Annotated in this window: 23 protein-coding genes and 1 pseudogene; 13 read left to right on the top strand and 11 right to left on the bottom strand. The window is 67.9% G+C overall.

Annotation, left to right across the window (positions count from 1 at the left end):
- Positions 1–34: 34 nt before the first annotated feature.
- The 7 genes from MA875_RS16565 to MA875_RS16535 all read left to right on the top strand — a co-directional run bounded on the left by MA875_RS16565 (position 35) and on the right by MA875_RS16535 (position 6208).
- Positions 35–1156, top strand: coding sequence for an ABC transporter substrate-binding protein (locus tag MA875_RS16565; RefSeq protein WP_248243358.1), 1122 nt, complete (start codon positions 35–37; stop codon positions 1154–1156).
- 18 nt (positions 1157–1174) lie between these two features.
- Positions 1175–2032, top strand: a complete 858-nt coding sequence (locus tag MA875_RS16560) for an ABC transporter ATP-binding protein (protein ID WP_248243357.1) — start codon at positions 1175–1177, stop codon at positions 2030–2032.
- A complete protein-coding gene (locus tag MA875_RS16555; protein ID WP_248243356.1) occupies positions 2032–2841 on the top strand; it encodes an ABC transporter permease in 810 nt (269 codons plus the stop codon). The genes MA875_RS16560 and MA875_RS16555 overlap by 1 nt, the downstream gene beginning before the upstream one ends.
- Positions 2838–3638 (top strand): ABC transporter permease, encoded by an 801-nt coding sequence (locus tag MA875_RS16550; protein WP_248243355.1) that lies wholly within the window; start codon positions 2838–2840, stop codon positions 3636–3638. The genes MA875_RS16555 and MA875_RS16550 overlap by 4 nt, the downstream gene beginning before the upstream one ends.
- Before the next feature lie 136 nt (positions 3639–3774).
- Positions 3775–4539, top strand: a complete 765-nt coding sequence (locus tag MA875_RS16545; protein ID WP_248243354.1) for an SDR family NAD(P)-dependent oxidoreductase — start codon at positions 3775–3777, stop codon at positions 4537–4539.
- Between the two features lie 43 nt (positions 4540–4582).
- Positions 4583–5206, top strand: coding sequence for a cyclodeaminase/cyclohydrolase family protein (locus tag MA875_RS16540; RefSeq protein ID WP_248243353.1), 624 nt, complete (start codon positions 4583–4585; stop codon positions 5204–5206).
- A gap of 120 nt (positions 5207–5326) precedes the next feature.
- Positions 5327–6208 carry a VOC family protein gene (locus MA875_RS16535; protein WP_248243352.1) on the top strand — a complete coding sequence of 294 codons (882 nt, stop codon included), beginning with the start codon at positions 5327–5329 and terminating at the stop codon, positions 6206–6208.
- Here the strand turns inward: MA875_RS16535 and MA875_RS16530 are convergent.
- From MA875_RS16530 to MA875_RS16510, 5 genes are read right to left on the bottom strand one after another with little or no spacing between them, the layout of a single operon-like run.
- Positions 6168–6662 (bottom strand): hypothetical protein, encoded by a 495-nt coding sequence (locus MA875_RS16530; protein ID WP_248243351.1) that lies wholly within the window; start codon positions 6660–6662, stop codon positions 6168–6170. The genes MA875_RS16535 and MA875_RS16530 overlap by 41 nt on opposite strands.
- Positions 6663–6712: 50 nt before the next feature.
- Positions 6713–7258 carry a twin-arginine translocase TatA/TatE family subunit gene (locus MA875_RS16525; protein WP_248243350.1) on the bottom strand — a complete coding sequence of 182 codons (546 nt, stop codon included), beginning with the start codon at positions 7256–7258 and terminating at the stop codon, positions 6713–6715.
- A gap of 24 nt (positions 7259–7282) precedes the next feature.
- Positions 7283–8077, bottom strand: coding sequence for a twin-arginine translocase subunit TatC (tatC, locus tag MA875_RS16520; protein ID WP_248243349.1), 795 nt, complete (start codon positions 8075–8077; stop codon positions 7283–7285).
- A complete protein-coding gene (gene tatA / locus MA875_RS16515; protein ID WP_248243348.1) occupies positions 8074–8340 on the bottom strand; it encodes a twin-arginine translocase TatA/TatE family subunit in 267 nt (88 codons plus the stop codon). Before tatA ends, tatC begins: the two co-directional genes overlap by 4 nt.
- A gap of 37 nt (positions 8341–8377) precedes the next feature.
- The gene (locus MA875_RS16510; protein WP_248243347.1) at positions 8378–9388 is read right to left on the bottom strand and encodes an intradiol ring-cleavage dioxygenase; all 1011 of its coding nucleotides are present in this window, start codon (positions 9386–9388) and stop codon (positions 8378–8380) included.
- Positions 9389–9534: 146 nt separating this feature from the next.
- Here MA875_RS16510 and MA875_RS16505 point away from each other — a divergent pair, with 146 nt between their 5' ends.
- Positions 9535–10062 carry a hypothetical protein gene (locus MA875_RS16505; RefSeq protein WP_248243346.1) on the top strand — a complete coding sequence of 176 codons (528 nt, stop codon included), beginning with the start codon at positions 9535–9537 and terminating at the stop codon, positions 10060–10062.
- 80 nt (positions 10063–10142) lie between these two features.
- A complete protein-coding gene (locus MA875_RS16500) occupies positions 10143–11303 on the top strand; it encodes a glucose-1-phosphate adenylyltransferase family protein (RefSeq protein ID WP_248243345.1) in 1161 nt (386 codons plus the stop codon).
- 25 nt (positions 11304–11328) lie between these two features.
- Here the strand turns inward: MA875_RS16500 and MA875_RS16495 are convergent, their stop codons facing one another.
- From MA875_RS16495 to MA875_RS16480, 4 genes are all read right to left on the bottom strand, one after another.
- Positions 11329–11904, bottom strand: coding sequence for a 1-acyl-sn-glycerol-3-phosphate acyltransferase (locus tag MA875_RS16495; RefSeq protein ID WP_248243394.1), 576 nt, complete (start codon positions 11902–11904; stop codon positions 11329–11331).
- 393 nt (positions 11905–12297) lie between these two features.
- On the bottom strand, positions 12298–12657 hold the full coding sequence (locus MA875_RS16490; protein ID WP_248243344.1) for a hypothetical protein: 360 nt from the start codon (positions 12655–12657) through the stop codon (positions 12298–12300).
- Positions 12658–12748: 91 nt separating this feature from the next.
- The gene (locus MA875_RS16485) at positions 12749–13357 is read right to left on the bottom strand and encodes a recombinase family protein (RefSeq protein ID WP_248243343.1); all 609 of its coding nucleotides are present in this window, start codon (positions 13355–13357) and stop codon (positions 12749–12751) included.
- A 33-nt stretch (positions 13358–13390) separates the two neighbouring features.
- Entirely contained in the window at positions 13391–13666 is a 276-nt protein-coding gene (locus MA875_RS16480) for a hypothetical protein (RefSeq protein ID WP_248243342.1), read from the bottom strand.
- Between the two features lie 41 nt (positions 13667–13707).
- Here MA875_RS16480 and MA875_RS16475 point away from each other — a divergent pair, with 41 nt between their 5' ends.
- The 3 genes from MA875_RS16475 (at position 13708) to MA875_RS16465 (ending at position 15952) form a co-directional block, all read left to right on the top strand.
- Complete coding sequence (locus MA875_RS16475) at positions 13708–14328, top strand: HIRAN domain-containing protein (RefSeq protein WP_248243341.1); 621 nt, start codon at positions 13708–13710, stop codon at positions 14326–14328.
- Positions 14329–14408: 80 nt separating this feature from the next.
- Positions 14409–15305 carry an arginase family protein gene (locus tag MA875_RS16470; protein ID WP_248243340.1) on the top strand — a complete coding sequence of 299 codons (897 nt, stop codon included), beginning with the start codon at positions 14409–14411 and terminating at the stop codon, positions 15303–15305.
- 389 nt (positions 15306–15694) lie between these two features.
- Positions 15695–15952 (top strand): hypothetical protein, encoded by a 258-nt coding sequence (locus MA875_RS16465; RefSeq protein WP_248243339.1) that lies wholly within the window; start codon positions 15695–15697, stop codon positions 15950–15952.
- 68 nt (positions 15953–16020) lie between these two features.
- Here the strand turns inward: MA875_RS16465 and MA875_RS16460 are convergent, their stop codons facing one another.
- Positions 16021–16413: a PIN-like domain-containing protein gene (locus MA875_RS16460; RefSeq protein WP_248243338.1), complete on the bottom strand. Its 393-nt coding sequence runs from the start codon at positions 16411–16413 to the stop codon at positions 16021–16023.
- A 6-nt stretch (positions 16414–16419) separates the two neighbouring features.
- On the bottom strand, positions 16420–17106 hold the full coding sequence (locus MA875_RS17880; protein WP_248243337.1) for a DUF433 domain-containing protein: 687 nt from the start codon (positions 17104–17106) through the stop codon (positions 16420–16422).
- Positions 17107–17369: 263 nt separating this feature from the next.
- Between MA875_RS17880 and MA875_RS16450 the strand changes: the two are divergent.
- A pseudogene (locus tag MA875_RS16450) lies at positions 17370–17550 on the top strand (hypothetical protein); the annotation flags it as partial.

Genomic DNA, 17550 nt, shown 5'->3' with positions numbered 1-17550 from the left:
GCGCTCCACCCGCACGAGAAAGAGCCAACACCCGATGGCAACACACAGCACCCTGAGCCGCCGCGGTCGCCTCGCCGCCGGCGCGGCCGCGTTCCTCGCATCCGCCCTCGTCCTCGCCGGCTGCGCCTCCGGCGGCACGACCACCGCCGCCGCCGGCGGCGACAGCGCCGAAGAGGCGTCGTACGGCGAGATCAGCGTCCAGTACTCCTGGATCAAGAACGAGGAGTTCGCCGGCGAGTTCTACGCCTACGAGAACGGCTACTACGACGAGGCCGGCTTCGACGAGGTCATCGGCATCTCCGGCCCTGACACTGGTGTCGCAAAGCTCCTCTCCGGCACGGTGCAGGTCGCCCTCAGCGACGCCGCGTCGGTCGGCGCCGCGATCGCCGAGGAGGAGGCGCCGCTGAAGATCATCGGCGCGACCTTCCAGAAGAACCCGTTCACGATCCTGTCGCTCGCCGACGGCGGCAACATCACCACCCCCGAAGACCTCATCGGCAAGACGATCGGCGTGCAGGACTCCAACGCCTCGGTCTTCGCGGCGCTCCTCAACGCCAACGACATCGACCCGGCCGACGTCAACGTCGTGCCGGTCGACTTCGACCCGACGCCGCTGATGAACGGCGACGTCGACGGCTTCATGGCGTACCTCACCAACGAGGCCCTCACGGTCGAGCTCGCGGGGTACGAGGTGACCAATCTCGCCTACGCCGAGAACGGCGTGCCCTACGTCGCCGAGACCTTCACGGTCACCGACCAGTACCTCGCCGAGAACGCCGACCTGCTGAAGGCGTTCCTGATCGCCGAGATCAAGGGCTGGACCGAGGTCTTCCAGCAGCCGGTCGACGACACCGTCACCCTCGTGGAGAAGTACTACAACGAGGCCGCCGCGGAGTCGTCGGAGGGACTCGAGGCCGTCTTCGGAGCCCTCGACCCCGAGAAGACCGCGCTCGGCCTCGAGGCGCAGAACCTCCTCATCTCCACCGAGGAGACCGAGGCGAACGGCCTGTTCACCATCTCCGACGCCCTGAAGGAGCAGACCGTGGCCTCGCTCGCCGCGGCCGGCTGGGAGGTGTCGGTCGACGACCTGTTCGACACCACCATCATCGACGAGATCTACGAGGAGAACCCGGAGCTCATCGACTACCTCCCGTAGCCCGAGCGACGCACCATCATGACCGATACAACAACATCGGATGCCGCGGCGGCGCCGTCGGCGGGGGTCACCCCGTCGGCGGCGCCGGCCGGCGGTTCCGGCATCAGCATCGACGGTCTCACCAAGACCTTCCACACCGGCCGCGGCCGCACCGTCACCGCCTTGCAGGACACGCACCTGCACACCGAGAAGGGCTCGTTCCTCGCGCTTCTCGGGCCCTCCGGATGCGGAAAGTCGACGATCCTGCGCATCCTCGCCGATCTCGAGACGCCGACGACGGGCGACGTGCGGGTCGACGGCAAGACCCCCGCGCAGCTGCGCCGCGACAGCGAGCTCGGCATCGCCTTCCAGGACCACGCGCTCCTGCCGTGGCGGAGCGTGTACGCCAACATCCGACTCGTCTTCGAAGTCGCCGGCCGCCGCACCGACAAGGCCTACATCGACGAGCTGATCTCCCTCGTAGGGCTCACCGGCTTCGAGAAGGCCAAGCCCGCCCAGCTCTCGGGCGGCATGCGCCAGCGCGTGTCGATCGCCCGCGCGCTCGCGCTGAAACCCTCAGTGCTGCTCCTCGACGAGCCCTTCGGCGCACTCGACGACATGACCCGGCAGAACCTCAACCTTGAGCTCCTGCGCATCTGGACCGAGAAGCCCGCGACGACGCTGCTGGTCACCCACGGCATCTCCGAGGCGATCTTCCTCTCCGATCGCGTCGCGGTGATGTCGCCGCGTCCCGGACGGATCAAGGAGATCCTCGACGTCGACCTGCCGCATCCGCGCACCCCCGATCTGCAGCGCACCCCCGAGTTCCACGCCCTCGTCGACCGCGCGTCGGAACTGCTCTTCGGAGCCGACGGGCGCGCCGCGGCGGAAGCCTGATGCGCGTCCGTCGCATCCCCGGCTGGCTCGCCGGCGTCATCGGTGCCGCGGGGCTCCTCGCCGCGTGGTGGATCTTCTCGGCCACGGTCTTCCAGCCGCCGGCCGGCACCACCTTCACCCCCGTGCCCTCGCCGTTCGTGGTGTTGCAGACCATCTGGAGCGACGGCCTCGCCCCCTACATCGGCGTGTTCGAGGTCACGATCACCGAGGCGCTCATCGGCTACGCGTGGGGCAACGGCCTGGCGCTCCTCGTCGCCTCGACCGTGCTGCTCCTCCCCCAGATCGAGACCGTGGTCGTGCAGATCGCGGTCGTCAGCTACTGCCTGCCGGTCGTCGCCGTCGGCGGCATCGCGATCGTCGTCCTCGGCGGCGCGCGCCGCGCGGGCGAACCGAGCGCGACAGCGATCTTCCTCGCCGCGCTCGCGGTGTTCTTCACCACCGTCGTCGGCGCGCTCCTCGGGTTCCGCTCGTCCGACCGCTCGAGCCTCGACGTCGTACGCGTCTACGGCGGATCGAGATGGATGCAGCTGCGCAAGGTCCGACTCATCGCCGCCCTCCCCGCTATCCTCAACGCCCTTCAAATCGCGGTGCCGTCCGCCTTCCTCGGCGCGATCCTCGGCGAGTACATGGGGGCGACCGACCGGGGCGTCGGCATCACCCTCATCCGACTGCAGGGCGACCTCGACTCCGCGCGCGTGTGGGCGGTGTTCCTGCTGTCGGCGATCGTGGCGCTCGTCGGCTACGCCGTCGTCGGGCTGCTCGCCCGCGCGGTCACCCCGTGGGTTTCGGGCAAGGCGGTGGCGGCATGACCGGCGCCGCGCGGGCTGTCGGCCGCTCGCTCCTCAACGCCCTCCTCACCCTCGTCATCGTCGTGGCGCTCTGGTGGGCGGTGGTGAACCTCACCGGCATCTCGCCCTACGTCGCCAAGGGCCCGGTGGAGGTGTGGCAGTTCCTCTTCACCGATGAGGATGCCGCGCTGCACCGTGCCGACATGGCGCCGTTGCTCGCCCAGACCCTCTCCGACGCGGCACTGGGATTCGTCGTCGGCATGCTCGTAGCCGTCGTGCTCGCCATCGCGTTCTCGCTGTCGCGCTCGGTCGAGATGGGGGTGATGCCGCTGGCGCTGCTGCTGCGGAGCGTGCCGCTCGTCGCGATCGCGCCGGTCATCATCCTCATCACCGGCCGCGGAACACCGGCGTCGGTCGCGGTCATCGGGTCGATCGTCGTGCTCTTCCCCGCGCTCGCGTCGGTGCTCTTCGGACTCAGCCGCGCGTCGAAGGAGAGCCTCGACCTCGTGCACGTCTACGGCGGCGGGCGGGCGACGCAGCTGCGCAAGGTCAATGTGCCGGGCGCCCTGCCGTCGCTGTTCGCGGCGGCGCGGGTATCGGTGCCGGGCGCGGTGACCGGAGCGCTGCTCGCGGAGTGGCTCTCGACGGGTCAAGGCATCGGCGGGATGATCCAGAAGTTCAGCGCCTCGGCCCGCTTCGACGAGCTCTGGGCCTCGGTGGCGCTCATCACCGTCATCACGCTCGTGCTCTACAACGTGGTGCAGGTGATCGAGAACGTCGTCCTCGCCCGGATGGGGATGCCGACCGGGTCGCGGTGACGCGCGCCGAGCGTCGCTCCGTCGAGACAGACCTCCGCCGTCGAAACCCATCGCCTCGCGCAGGGTTTCGACGGCGAAGGTGGGGTTCGGTGAAAGCGGCCCGGCTGACGGCGGTCGCGAAACATAGGCTGGCGGAATGGCGCCTTCGACCAGACCACGGCCCGTCACGATCGTCACCGGCGGAAGCCGAGGGATCGGCGCCGCCGTCGCCGAACGGCTCGCCACGGACGGGCATGACCTTGCGCTCACCTACAGGGTCGCCCGCGACGAGGCTGAGGCCGTCGCTGCGGCCTGCCGTACCCTGGGCGCCCGGGTCTTGGTCATCCGGGCGGATCTCACGGATCTCGATGACACCGCCGCGCTGGTCCCGGCGACACTGGCTGAGTTCGGCCGGCTGACCGGGCTGGTCAACAATGCCGGTGTCACCATGCGGATCGGCGATTACATCGACATCGACCTCGCAGAGGTGGATCGGATGCTCCGCATCAACGTCCTCGCTCCCATCTCCCTCACACGCGCGGCGCTGGAGGTGATGTCGACCCAGAGGGGCGGCGAGGGCGGCACGATCGTCAACATCTCTTCGGGTGCTGCGACGAGCGGCGCACCGAACACGTACGTGCCGTATGCGATGAGCAAGGCCGCGATCAACGCGATGACCATCGGCTTGGCCAAGGAGTTCGGCCCCCAGGGTGTGCGCGTGAACACCGTCTCCCCCGGCACCACCTACACGACCATCCACGCCGACGGCGGGCGCCCGAACGCGCCCGAAGAGCGTGCGCCCGGCATCCCGTTGCGCCGCGCGGCGCATCCCCACGAGATCGCCGACGCCGTCGCCTACTTTTTCGGCCCGGGCGCCGCATTCACTTCCGGCGCCGATCTCCGCGTCACCGGAGGCAACTGAGCCCGCGAGTCGGTTCACCGGGCGTCGGGGTAGCGTCGGCGACATGAGTCGCGACGATATCGTCCCTGCACGGACGCCGCTCGAAGATTGGTTGGGCCGTCTCGCCGAGGCGCGGGGGGCGCCGGGCGGCGGCGCGGCGTGCGCTGTCATGACGGCGATCTCCGCGGCGCTGCTCGGAATGGTCGCTGCTTACACCCCCGACGACATCGCAGCGGAACAGGCTGTCCGGCGGCTGCAGAGGACGCGTCATGAGGCGACGCGGGCCGCCGAGGAGGATGGTGTCCGCTCCGCCGCTTTCGGCGCCGCTCTCGCGATGAGCGAAGGGCCAGAGCGAGAGCAGGCCGTTCGACAGGCGACGGTGGAGGCGATCGAGTCATCACTGGCGATCGGTCGACTCGGAGCATCCCTTCTCGACGATGTCCACTTGCTGGCCGACATCGGCAATCCTCACGTCGACGCCGACTTGCGTGTCGCTACGGAGACGCTGCGCGCGGCGCTGGAGGGCGCTCACCTCACCGCTGAAGCCAATCTCGACCTTCTCACGAGACATCGGAAGCAGGACGACGAACTCGGTCCGCACATCGAGGAGTTCGAACGAGCCCTCGCCGCGCTCGCCGGGAAGCGATCGGAGTGCGACGACGTCGCGACCTCCTTACGATCCCGATGAACCTCCCGCCGGCCCCGGCCGGGTCATCGAAAGAGGGACGTGAGGGCTTGCTGGAGCCGGAATGTCGCAGCCGCCGCGTAGCGTTGGTCGCGCTGCCGACGAGGGTGGAGGAGAGACAGTATGGGCGAACCGATCAGCGCGAGGCAGTTCCACGACGAAGAGGGAACTGCCGGGTGGCATGTCCTTTACGGCGGCGCGCAAACCGTATTTCCTACGTCCTCATTCGCGACCGGCGTCGAGTTCATCCGGCGCATCGCGCTCGTGACTGATGCGGTGGGTCGTGAGCCCGATATCGACCTTCGACCGGAGGCGGTGGTCGTTCGCACCGCCTCGACGCCGCGCGGGAGATTGGATACCGCTGACGTCGAATTGGTCCGCCGCGTCTCCTCCATCGCCGCGGAGCTCGGGCTCGCGCCCGACCCTTCTCAGCTGCACACCATCCAGATCGCCGTCGCGGAGGCGGCGGGAGTGAGCACGCGCGATTTCTGGGTCGCGGCGCTCGGGTACCAGTCGCTCGACGGACTTCTCATCGACCCGCTGCGCCGAGGACCGCGGATGTGGTTCGACGAGATCGCGGCACCCGGGCGTGGCCGCACCCATATAGACGTGGCCCTGCCCCACGGACGCGCGGAGGCGCGTGTCGCAGCAGCGCTCGAAGCCGGCGGACGGCTGGCCGATAGCTCGCACGCGCCCGACTGGTGGACACTCGCGTCGCCGGACAACCACGGCGTCGACATCGCGGCGTGGGGTGACATCGACGGCAGGGCGGGATCATCAACGGACGGTCCGGAGGAAGCTCTATGCAGCGGAGTGCCCACCCCCGCCGCCGGGTCAGCGCAGGAACTCGGGCCGCACCTCCGCGACACCGCGCAATTCGTCGCGGAGTCGGCCGACCAGGCGGTGACCCTCGGCTTCCCAACCGGCAGGAAGGGGGTCGTTCTCATCGCGCGACAGCCAGGCCTCATTCCACTCGAACAGCGCCTCGCTGAGCGAGTCGGGTGAGCCCGAGGCCCGGTCCCGTGAGCCGGTAGCCCTCGGTGTAGTTCTCCCACAGCGGCCACCCGCTCACCCACTCGGGGAACACCCGGATCAGGCGCAGCCCGTTCGGAAGCACGACGGGTTCACCGCGTCGGTGGCGAGCGCGGAGGTAGCGGTCCTGCATCCGCCTGCGTCGTTGCCACTCGCGCGGCGAGTCGGGCGGGTCGTTGTAGTCCATGCCCGAAAGCCAGATCAGTCCGCGCATGCCTCGCGCGTCGTTCTCGACCAGGGCCAGCGACCACAGGTGCGCGTCGCCCTCCGAAAGCGCCTCAGCACAGTCCAAAGCTTCCTCGATCGTGGCCTCCACGATGTCGGTCGTCGTCACGGCGTTGTCGGGGCCTGTGAAGACGTAGAGCCGGTACCGGGCATCGTCGCGCTCCCACGTCGAGTCACGTTCGTCCGACGGAATGCCGCGCATCCCCTCAACCTACGCCGCCGCGTACGACCGAAGGGGGCCGGCAATGTCGTTCAGCGGACCGCGCCCACGGCCTCGACCCCGGCATCCTCCTCGGCTCCGGGCATCCCGATGGCCGGCGCAGGCGCGGCATCCTCTTCTGATATCGGAACCAGGATGCGGCGGGGGTGCGCCGCTGAACCGGAGACGACGTACTTCTGCCCGCGCCCGGTCGTGCTCGGGCGGGCCAGCCGCGGGGTGGCAGGGGGCGCGGCGTCGACACCCGGGTCCGCGTCCGGCTCGGGGCCGACTCCGGGGGCCTCGCCAGCGGTCTGCACCGGCAGTCCCCCACCGGCCCCGGGTGCTGGGGCGCCCGCCAGGGCGTCGCGCACGATCCGGCGGGGGTCGTACTGGCGGAGATCCACGGTCTCCCAGCGCGCACGGTCAAGAGGAACACCCAGGTCGCTCTCCGCCTGGGCGCGCGTGCTCTCGACGAAGGCGCGCAGTCCTCTCAGCAGCTCGCCCGCGCGGCGGGCCATCTGCGGCAACCGGTGCGGTCCGATGATCAGCGCAGCGAGAACGGCGACGACGAACAGCTTCTCGAAGGTCAAGCCGAACACGGTGTCTCCTTGGATCGGGGTGCGTCAGACGCCCGCGGGCGTGGCGACGGCGTCGGGAAAGGCTGCGGCACTGGCCCGGCGGGCAGCGCGCGCGTCGTGAAGATGGGTGATGAGGAGTGCGCCGGCGAAGAGCGCCGCCATCGGCACGGCGATGAGGAACATCGACAGCACATCCGCCGAGGGGGTGACCAGGGCGCTGAAGGCGACGATCGCGACCACGATGAGCCGCCAGCTCCGCAGGAGCGTGCGGGCTGACACGAGTCCGAGCGCATTGAGCAGCACCATGAACACCGGCAGGGTGAAGGCGATGCCGGTGGCGACGACGATCTTCATCACGAAGTCGACGTAGTACGCGGCGCTGAGGATGGTGCTGTCCTCGGTCGACGCGAAGCTCGCGAGCAGTTCGACCATGTGCGGGAAGAGGAGGAACCCCGTCACGCTTCCGGCGGCGAAGAGCGCGAACGCGGCGAGGGAGAACGCGAAGGTGAGCCGACGTTCACGGCGCGTGAGACCCGGCGAGACGAATCCGAACAGCTCGAAGATCCAGACCGGGCTCGACAGCACGATCCCCGCGAACAGGGCGATCTTCAGTTTGAGCTCGAACGCTCCGGTGACGGAGTCGTAGTTGAGACTCGCGTCGCGGGACGCGGCGAGCACCTCGATCGGGGCGCGGAGCACGTCGATCACCTGGTCGGAGAAGATGAATCCGGCGATCATGCCGATCTTGAGCGCCACCGCCGCCCGGACGGCACGCCGACGGGCTTCGCGCACATGCGATCCGAGGGGCATGTCGCCTCGAGCGACGGTCGCGGCGGTCATGACGTGCCCACTCCTCCCGTGCCCACCGTCGTGGGTACGGCGTGCCCTGGCGCGTGCGACGAGTCACGCGGGAGAGAGGCCGCCCCCGCGGCATCCGTCAGTGGAGGGGAGGTGCCCTCCGGGCTTTCGCGCACCTCGTCTTTCAGGATCCGCATCGACTGACCGACGCTTCGTGCGAGCGCGGGGAGTTTCGCGGCTCCGAAGATCAGCACGATGACGGCGAGGATGATGAGGGCGTGCCAGCCCGTGAGGTTCTGCAGCATGGGAGTGTCCTTTCGTGTGTTCGTCGAGGGGTCAGGGTCAGTTGCCGGGGCCTCCGCCGGACGGCGGCTGCCCGCCACCGGCGCCGCCGGCTCCCCCTGCGCCGGCGCTGACGCCGGGCGCAGTGGCGGTGTCCACTCCGACGGCGAGGGTGCCGACGTAGCCGGACGAGGTGTCGCCGCTGAACGTTCCCATCTGCAGCTCGGTCCCGTCGCTGAAGACGTTGTCGTTTGCGAGGCCGCCGATCTGCGCCAGGTTCTGTGCCGAGCCGGAGTAGGCGCCGAGTTCGTAGACGGCGTTGAGCATGTCTTCGGGGAAGGCGACCTGCGAGGTCGCGATGACGTTCGAGACATCGGTGGCGGATGCGACGTCGGGGTACACCTCGAAGTGGATGTGCGTCCAGCGGCCGGTGTAGCACCCCGGCACGATCGTCTGGAACGTCGCCTCACCGTGGGCGTCGACGACCTGGATGCCGCGGAGGAACGTCTCGTCCTCAACCCCCTCCGAGTACATCGAGTACAGCCCCTGCGCGTCGCAGTGCCACACGTAGACCGCGGCACCCTCGAACGGCACGTCGCCGCCGGCGATGTCGGTCACCGAGAAGGTGAAGGTGAGGGGCACGCCGTCGGCGGTCGTGCCGCCGTCGAGGCTGGAGCGGATGTCGCTGCGGACGATGCCCGACTCCTCGAGCACGTTCACGCCGTTCGTGCCGTCCGCAGGGTAGGGGCCGTTGGTCTCCTCGGGGATCTCGCCCGCCGCCGTCGTCGTGGTCGTGGTGGTCGTCGAGTCGGTCGCGTCGGTCGTCGGGCTCGAGTCCGTCGTAGCGGTCGAGGTCGCACTGCTGGGTGAATCGGTGGTCGCCGCGCACGCGGCAAGCGTGGCCGCGCCGACGCCGAGTCCCACCAGGGTCAGCACGCGTCGACGGCTGACCATGGTCGTGACGTCGAAGCCGGCGCCCTGGTCGACGACCTCGTCCTCCGGGCGCGGCAGAACACGCCCCTCGTAGGTCGGGCCCTGCGGGGTGAAGTCGGGTTCGGGGGTGTTGCTCACGGCGTCCTCCTCTGTCGGTGTGTTGCAGCAACCCTCGAGGGCAGAGGTTGCTGCGACATTGGACATACCTTTGCGCTTCCTATGAGGCGGCACCCCCGCGACGAAGCGCGCATGAGCGGGCCGGCGCCTGTGTCAGGGTTGACCGCATGGACACGCGCGCAGGCATCTGGGGGTCGCACCTCCTCGCCACGGTCCGCGACACGGAGTTCGCGGTGTCGCAGCGCTCTCACCCGATGTGGGAACGCGAACCCGTCCTCCTTCTCCCGAGCGACGCGCACATCGCCGAACTGCCCTGGGTCGCCGAGCTCCTCGACGAGAACCGCCGCATCACGGTCGAGCATGCGTCGATCACCCGCCTGCGGCGGGTGGACGCCTACGGCTGGTATGCGGGTGAGGGGCCGTTCAGCGTCGAGTTCTCCGACGCGGATCGAGACCGGATTCGCGAACCTCGCCCCGTTGACTCCGGCAAGGCCGATCTCACCTACGCCGGGCCGCCGGAGTCAGACGCCCGGGTCGCCGCGCTCCCCGGTCTCACGAACAACCCCTGGCTCGGTCGGGTGGTCGGGCGCGTGCCTACGGCCGAGATCACCGACTACCAGGAGGCATTCGTCGAACTGGATGTCACGCAGTGGCCGATCCCGATCGTGCAGGCGAAGGTGCCTGGGCGGGTTTAGCCTCGAAACGACCTGGCAATCCCCCGTATCGGCGAATTCTTCGCGCAAATAGGATGGCGTGAACGCTCCGGGAGGACGACGTGAAACTGCCCCGTGTTGTCGCGCTGGTCCTTGCCGGAGGCGCCGGTAGCCGCCTCGGAAGTCTCACCGAGAACAAGGCCAAGCCCGTTATGCCCGTCGCCGGCACCTACCGCCTCATCGACGTGTCGATGTCGAACCTCGTCCATTCGCATATCAGCGACGTCTGGGTGATCCAGCAGTACCTGCCCCACACGCTCAACGAGTACCTCGCCAACGGTCGGCCGTGGGATTTGGATCGCTCGCACGGCGGGATGCGGGTGTTGCCTCCGTTCGAAGGCGGGTCAGGCGAGGGATTCGCGCGCGGCAATACGGACGCTCTTCATCGACAGCGGGAGCTGATCCGGGAGTTCGAGCCCGATCTGGTGCTCGTCCTCAGCGCCGATCATCTCTACACGCTGAACTTCCTCGACGTCCTCGAAACGCACCGGTCCAGTCACGCCGACCTGACCATGGTCACTACCGAGATCGACGAGGACGCCTCACGGTATGGAGTGGTGCAGGTCGATGGTGATGGACGCGTCGTCGACTTCGACTACAAGCCCGACAACCCCAACGGTCGACTGGTGGCGGCGGAGATCTTCCTCTTCGACGCACGAGCACTCCTCGATGCGCTGGACGCCCTCGCCGATGAGCAGGAGGAACTCGCGGACTATGGCGATGACCTTGTGCCCTGGTTCCTTGCGCATCGCACCGTGGTCGAGCATCGCCTGCGGGGGTACTGGATGGATCTGGGTACCCCGCAGTCGTACTGGACCGCGCATATGCAGCTCCTCGACGGTGACGGCGCCCCGCTGAACGACGACACCTGGCCGATCCTCTCTGCGCAACCCCATCTGCTCCCGGCGGCTGTCATCGGGTCGGCGGAGGTAGCCGACTCGTTGATCGCGGAAGGCGCGACCGTCTCGGGAACGGTGCTGCACTCCGTCGTCGGCATCGGAGCCGGCGTCGACGAAGGAGCGACGGTCCGCAACAGCGTCATCCTCGATGGCGCCCGAATCAAGTCCGGCGCGCACGTCATCAACGCGATCGTCGACGCCGACGCCGTGGTCGAATCGGGAACCTACGGCGCACGTGACCGAATCACGATCGTGGATGAGTCCGGCGCCGTTTCTGAGTCCAACCCGCTCGACCGAAAGCAACTGCTTCCGCGGGGCATGTGAATCGGCCGTAGCGACCGACGGTAGGTCAGCCGGACGCATCCGAGCGGGGATCGTCCTCCTCGCGCAGCCGAGGCTCGACGCGTAGATCCGGACGCATCCCCGACTTGTCCGCGTAGAACGCGCGGATGGCGTCCATGTCCGCGCGGATGTCGCCGGTGAGCGGGAGCGTGGGCCCGAGTCCCGTGGTCATCGTGGTGCGATCGACGTAGCCGAGCGTGACGGGAAGGCCCGCCTCACGGGCGATGCGATAGAAGCCCGATTTCCAGTAGGCGGCGCCGGCGCGGGTCCCCTCCGGCGTCACGAGGAGCCCGAACACATCGCCGTTCCGGATGCGGCTGACGAGCGCGTCGACCACCCCGGCGGGGTTCGATCGGTCGACCGGGATGCCGCCGATCGCCCCCATGATCGGACCGCGCCATCCGCGAAAGAGACTCTCCTTCCCCAACCAGCGGAAGCGCATCTTCAGGCGCCACGCGATCCCCAGCATGAGCACGAAGTCCCAGTTCGAGGTATGCGGCGCACCCAGGACAACCGTCGGCCGGGTGGCAGGTCGTCCTGGGTGATGACGTCGGCGCCGGGCTCGCCCGTCAGTCGCCACCAGCTCGGTCCGGATTTGTAGACGTCGTACGGCACCCACTGATCGCCCCGAAGGATGAAGTCCCGACCATCCACCAGTCCGAAGTAGTGATCGGTGGATGCCACGGAGTGCCGCCAGTACTGAACTTCGTCGTCGCTCGCCGGCGCCTCGGACCCAGACGGGCGCCTTCCTGCTGACTCCACAACTCCGGGGTAGCTGGACTCGATCGCCTCGGGGTGCACGACCGACGCCGCGCGTTCGGTCATGAGCCACAGGGCCCCGCACACCGTGCAGCGGTAAAGCTCGCCGCGATCCGCGACGTTCTCGGCGACGAAGTGCGGCCGCTCTGCCGTCTCCCACTGGCGGCGGCAGACCGCGCACCCCTGCGATTCCCAGGATGCCGGTGCGTTCGGCGTCCTACTCACCGCGCGGTTCTCCCGCCCACAGCTCTCGAGGCGGAACGGCGCTCCACGGATGGAGCGCCGGCGCGTCCGGCGCAACAGGCTTGTAGATCGGCGCACCGCGGATGCAGAGCCCCCAGAACCATGTTCGGCGGCACTCCTCACACGCGAGGTAGCTCACGATCGTGAACTTCAGGTCGGACTTGGCCAGCGCCACCATGTCTTCGAGCGGCACGTCGCCTCCGAGATAGCGCATCCGTCCACTGTCGACGCGACGAATCAGCGCATCCGTCGTCCGGGCGACGTCGACGTCGTGCGGCGGACGGCCGTTGTTCCGCACAACGACCGGTTCGCAGGTCTCGCAGGCCTCTGTCACCGGATCAGGGTAACCGCACGGGCGCTCACCGCCGCGGCCCGCGCCCGGATGCCGAGATCGACGTCGGCGGTGTCAGCCCGGGTGCCTGTTTTCAGAAGATGTGCGCTTCGCACGTGGCGAGGAACGCCACGCGGCGGCGCTGCAGTTCGCGGTAGACCGTTGCCCGGGACACGTTGAAGAGCTCAGCGATCTCGGTCTGGGTGTACTCACCCCCGTCTTGCACCTCGAACAGGAGCTTGCGTTGTGTCTTCGACAGTTTTGGTTGCTTGCCCTTGAGGTGGCCCTTGGCGCGGGCGACAGCCATTCCTTCCTTGGTGCGCATGCTGATCAGGTCGCGCTCGAACTCGGCGACCATCGCGAGCACGTTGAACAGCAGGCGTCCCGCCGGATCGGTGGGGTCGTATCTGCTGCCGCCGAGGTTGAGCGCGACGCCCTTCGTTGTCAGTTCGTCAGCGATCTCGCGGGCGTCTTTCACCGATCGGGCGAGCCGGTCGAGCTTGGTGACCACGAAAGTGTCGCCCCCTCGGACTGCTGCGAGTGCCTCTCGCAGTCCGGGTCTCGCTCGGTTCGTGCCGGTCAGCCCGTGATCAACGTAAATGTTCGAGTCGAGGACCCCGAGCCGCAACAGCGCATCGCGTTGCGAAGTGAGATCTTGGTCCGCCGTGGAGACCCTGGCATAGCCAATCTGTATTCCATTCATGCCACCTACCGTGGCGATCCGCTCTTAGGATCGCTACCGACTCAGCGTTCGTCCGCCGGGGCCGGAGTAAGGACCTTCGCGGACGACATGGCCGGAGTGCTCGACCAGCCGCGAGACGATCTCTTCACGACGCCCGCTCATCCATTCGGCGGTGACGCAGTCCCATTCTTCGTCCGACGGGACGTAAAGCACGGGAGGACTCACTCCCCATCCGGCGTCAAAAAGGTAGCCGCGGGAACCCTCCCAATACAGGACCTCTTCCTTCCAACGGCCTTGGACCTCGAAGGTCTTCACTTCGCCGTGTTCCACAGCGGAAGGCTACCGCGGCACGGTCAGTACATACTGGGCGCATGGATGCTCGGTTCGACCGCTTTCCGTTCCAAGACGGAGAGTTTCCGCCGCTTGGCGAGAAGGCCTATGCGCCTGTGGTCCCGGTGCAAGCGATGGGATTCACCGACGGAGAAGAGTGGGAGGTCGTGGGCGAGTCCAGGTACCTCGACCGAATACTACGCATCAAGGCCTTGATGGAGGCAGATGAGGAAGGCGGAACCCTCTTTGCTCAGCTAATCGCCGAGCCTTTGAATGAGTTCGATCGCCACGCTGTGCGCGTCGACCTTGTGTGGGGCTACGAGCGAGAGACTTGCGGCTATCTTCCGCGTGAGCAGGCTTACCGACTCCAGCCGCTGGTCGTCCAGGCGGCCGACGACGGCCTCCTCGTATTCCGGCAGGCATCCTTGTACGGCGGTACATCCGAACGGCCGAATATTGGAGTCTGGCTTTCGCCCCCACCAACCTCAGAGGACTCCCGTGATTACGCTGACTTCCGCGCTGAGCGTGACGCTGACAATCGCGATCGACTCGCGGCCGCTGAGCGGGCCGCCGCGACTGCCCGGGAGCACGAGGTCGCGAAACTCGCCGAACAGGACGCGGTCGCGGAGAAGCGGTCAATTTGGAAGCGTCTCGGATTCTGAACTCCTACCAAGCATCGACCCAGCCTCTAGATCGGCGCAAACGGCGATCCCCGCGCGGTAGGCGTCGCTACCCTGGTCGTGTGACCGGGCGTGAGGCAGGAGACGGGGTCCACCTTCGACTGGTGTGGCCGCAATGGCAAGGTGCCGGCTCGTCCAGTGTGAGAGCGCTGGCCTCTGAGTTCCCGTTCGACGTCGCTCGCCGTGGGTATGCGGTGGGCACCGCGGTGCTCGAAGCGATCCTTCCCCCGCACGTCGGCCCCACAGCGGTTGTCCCGGTCGCGACGGGAGACGACGGGCTCGAGCTGCGTGACGGTATCGAAGCCAAGACTGTCGTGCTCGAGCAGCTCCGTTCCGCGCTCACCCTGCTGGACCGTCACGACCCGTCTCGGATCACAACGATCGGCGGGGACTGCTCGGTCAGCATGGCGCCGTTCGCGTGGCTCTCAGCGAAGTACGGAGCCGACCTTGCGATCCTCTGGATCGACACGCACCCGGACATCGACACCGGCCAGACAGCATACGAGGGGTACCACGCGATGGTGGTTTCCGGGCTCACCGGGCGCGGCGACCCCAATCTGCTGGCCGCCCTGCCGTCGACGATCGCCACCGACCGGGTGGCGCTGGTGGGCACGCATGACTGGTCCGACCCTGCGCTCGCGGCCGCTGCGGAGCAGTGGCGGTTGGCCGTGATCCCGCCGGACGCACTACGACACGACAGCACGGCGTTGCTGGACTGGGTTCATGCGACCGGGGCATCGAAGCTCGCAATCCACTTCGACGTCGACACAGTGGACGCCGACGAGGTCCGGTTCGGGCTCGGCGCCGACCGCGGCGGCCTCACCATGGAGCAAGTGCGCAGAGTCGTCGCGGACGCAAGCGGTGCCGGCGAGGTCGTCGGACTCACCATCGCCGAGTACATCCCCCGTCAGGTCATGCACCTTCAAGCCGTCCTCGCCGACTTCCCACTGATGTATTAATCCCGCGCGCGGATCCGGTGAGCAAGCGGATGCCCGCACTGTCGCCGAGAAGAGGAGGGATGCGTCGGCCGCACTCCGCAAGGAGTCGTTGACGTCCTCGTACCAGTCGCTTCTGCGAGCCCAATCTGCTCTGCGAACGTTCATTCGGGAGCAGTTTCCAGCCACACGCGGAGGATAGGGACTCGGGTGGCGGCGCCCGGAGCTACTCATGCGGCGGTCGCGACTCAACTCCCCGGTTCCGACTTGCACACGGCGGGCTGGACGGCACCGTTCGAGAGCGGTGTTGCGCTGGCGATGGTGAGCCCCCGGTGATTCCCGGTCGCCGTGCCGTGGCCAGCAACGTCCTGCTCGCGAGACGATGTCCACATGCCCGAAACAGCGGACATGGAGTGCAGCTCGTCTACGACCACGTGCTCTCGGCCTATGGTGACGACGGCGAGAGCGCCTACACGACGAAGGTCGACTTCACCGGCCCACGTGACACCGCGGTCGTCTACCACGGCGCCATCGATGTCCACCGAATTGCGGACGATGTCGTGCGGCGTATCCTCGCCGATTCGACCTTCGCAGCGCAGGTGGCCCAACAGCTCCAAGCCGCGACCGGACCTGCATCGGAGGGCAAGCGGGACTGGTCGCTAAGTTCTTGATGTAGCAACGAAGGCCGACCCGGTACCGGATCGGCGAACGATCGTCGAGCGGACAAGCCACCGCGCTGTCAGGGCAGGACGCGGGAGAGTCGGCTCTCGTAGACGACGAATCCGGCGGGGGCGGCGGCGGTCGCTCGATCGAAAATGGCGGCGCGGTGTCGGATGAATCGGGCGGCCTGCTCAGGCCCGGTCATCCGAGATGTCGGCAGGACGAACGCGCGGGCGGCGTGGTCGGTGATCGCCGCCCGCTCCAGAGGGTTGCTGAGGATCATCCCGTCGCAGGACAGGATTGCGTGACCGAGTCGGGCTTGCTCGGTGATCCAGGGGACGTCATTCATCCTGTCCCCGGGACGGCCGTAGAACTCGCGCATCGTGACGATGTCCCAGCCGTCGGCGCGGAGGAGCCGGGCGATGACCTTCCCGCCGAGGCTCCGATCGACGAAGAATCGCGGGTCGGTCATCCGGCCTCAGGCGGCTCGGTCGGCGGCGATAACTCGGAGGATCTCGTCTGGGTCGAGGTCGTAGTCGTCGGCCACCTCCGCGAGCGGCTCCCCGGCGGCGATCCGGTTCTCGACGTCGATGATCCGGACCCCGGTCTCGACGAACGAGGGGCGACCGGCGTTGATGCGCGGGTCGACGAAGACGGTCCCGCCGTAGCGGATCGGCCGGAACGACTCGACGAGCCCGTTCGCGTAGGAGATCGTCTGGAGGTAGTCGGCGACGACTTCGGGAATGACGCCTTGCTTGTTGCGGACGACGGCGAGCCCGGAACGGGTTAGCCCGTCGTTCTCGACATAGTCGAAGAGCACTTCCGAGCCGTCGGTCTTGAGGCGCTCACTGAGGAGCGCTTCGGCGGTGCCCAGCTCGTTTCGGATCGCTTCGACGGCGGGGCGGATGCGTTGCATCGGTACTCCCGCCTTCTTCAAGGAGGCGATCACGTAGGCCTCCGCGAGCCCGACGAACGGGACCGACATCCGGCTGAAGGGTTGTGGAGTGACTGTGATGAGGCTGAGTGAAGTCTTCGGGCCCTCGGTTGTCCGGTAGGCGTATCCGTGCGCCCAATTTCGGACCGTGTTTTCCGGCTCGCCGATGATCCGCGCCGCCTCCGCCTGGGAGTACAACGGCACGGTGTATTCATCCGCGAGTCCGAGCACACCCTCACGATATCCGGAGGGACCCCCGCCCGCCTGCAGACTCACGGAGCCCGAGAACGGCAAGCGCGGTCAACGGAGATCACGCATCGTGGGGAGTGCCGAGACCCCCTGTGAGGTCCGCTTGCGTTCGCAAGCCGGTCGTTGGGCGGGCCCCGCGCGTGTGTGGTTCCTCGAGTGCAGGGCTGGGCGCGTGCGATTAGGGCGTGTTGATCAAGAAGGTGCGGGGTGGCCAGCCGCCGCGAGTTGCGCGGGAGAATGGGCGTGTGAAGATCCAGGTGCTGCATATCGAGGATTGCCCGAATTGGCAGGAGGCGGGCGATCGAGTACGGCTGGTGCTCGACTCGATCGGACGGGGCGATGTTCCGGTGGAGTTCGTGTTGATCCGCACCGAGGCTGAGGCGGTGAGCTCTGGTTTCGCGGGCTCGCCCACGATTCTTCTGGACG

The sequence above is a fragment of the Microbacterium kunmingense genome (assembly GCF_023155745.1).
Classification (GTDB): domain Bacteria; phylum Actinomycetota; class Actinomycetes; order Actinomycetales; family Microbacteriaceae; genus Microbacterium; species Microbacterium kunmingense.
Note: the sequence above shows the minus strand (reverse complement) of the source record. Positions and strands in the feature narration are given on the sequence as shown.